Source organism: Vibrio sp. YT-18 (assembly GCF_033337345.1).
Taxonomy (GTDB): Bacteria; Pseudomonadota; Gammaproteobacteria; order Enterobacterales; family Vibrionaceae; genus Vibrio; species Vibrio alginolyticus.
In genome coordinates, this window is sequence record NZ_JAWOQO010000174.1 from 1 (window position 1) to 1,188 (window position 1,188).

Genomic DNA, 1,188 nt, shown 5'->3' on the forward strand with positions numbered 1-1,188 from the left:
AGAGCAGGTGAACTTTGGGCGTGATCTTCGTGCGGGTGACCGATTTGAAGTGGTTCGTCGTTCACAAACTATCAACGGTGTTTCAACTGGCAAGAATGAAATCGAAGCGATCAAAATCTACAATCGTGGTCGTGAGATAACCGCGTATCTTCATACGGATGGTCAGTTCTACAACGCGAAAGGTGAAAGCCTACAGCGTGCGTTCCAACGTTATCCTGTGAGCCGTAGTTGGCGTATCAGTTCTGGATTTAACCCGAATCGTTTACACCCAGTAACAGGCCGTGTTGCACCGCATAACGGTACTGACTTTGCTGTACCGACTGGCACGCCTGTAGTGTCGACGGGTGATGGCACCGTGATTATGACACGTAAGCACCCGTATGCGGGTAACTACGTTGTTGTTGAGCACGGTAACAAATACAAAACGCGTTACCTGCATCTAAGCAAGATCTTAGTGAAGAAAGGCCAAAAAGTTTCTCGCGGTCAGCGTATCGGCTTGTCTGGTAAAACAGGCCGAGTTACTGGTCCACACCTTCACTATGAATTGATCGAGTACGGACGCCCTGTAAACGCGATGCGCGCGAACATTCCGATGGCGAGCTCTGTTCCTAAGAAGGAGATGGCAACCTTCATCGCGAATCGAGATGAAATGGATAAGCTGCTAAAAAATAAAGAAAAAGCGGTTTTATAGCTGTTTAGGCTCTTGATCGAAACAAAAAGACCAAGCAATTGCTTGGTCTTTTTTATGCGCGTTTGACTTGTCTATCGTTAATCATGTGTACCAATTCATCGACGTTGTGTGGGCGAGAATAGAAGTAGCCTTGAATATAATGACAACCCATGTCGATAAGCTTATTTAGCGCCCTGTCGTCTTCTACGCCTTCTGCAATTAAGTCGACATCCAACAGTTGAGCTAACTGGGCTATCAGATACACCACTTGCTCTGACGTTTTGTTCGAGAGCATATTGCGCACAAATGTGGCGTCAATTTTGATGCTGTCGATAGGGTAATTATGAATGTAATTTAAGCGCGAATAGCCAGTGCCGAAGTCATCCAGTGCGACTTTAAAACCAAGATAGCGAAGCGAGTTCGAAACCATCTACTGGCGTCCACGTTGAGAAATCAAGACGGTGTCGGTGAGCTCTATAACAAAGTCCGAAGCATCGTGACCGGATCGCTCTAGCCGG

Annotated in this window: 1 protein-coding gene and 1 pseudogene; one reads left to right on the forward strand and one right to left on the reverse strand. The window is 46.8% G+C overall.

Features of this window, described 5'->3' with window-relative positions:
- The coding region (locus tag R7M72_RS25230; RefSeq protein WP_318056474.1) for a peptidoglycan DD-metalloendopeptidase family protein at window positions 1–691 on the forward strand (691 nt) is incomplete at its 5' end.
- Window positions 692–743: 52 nt separating this feature from the next.
- On the opposite strand, the pseudogene R7M72_RS25235 reads toward R7M72_RS25230, so the two are convergent.
- Window positions 744–1,188, reverse strand: a pseudogene (locus tag R7M72_RS25235) (EAL domain-containing protein); the annotation flags it as partial.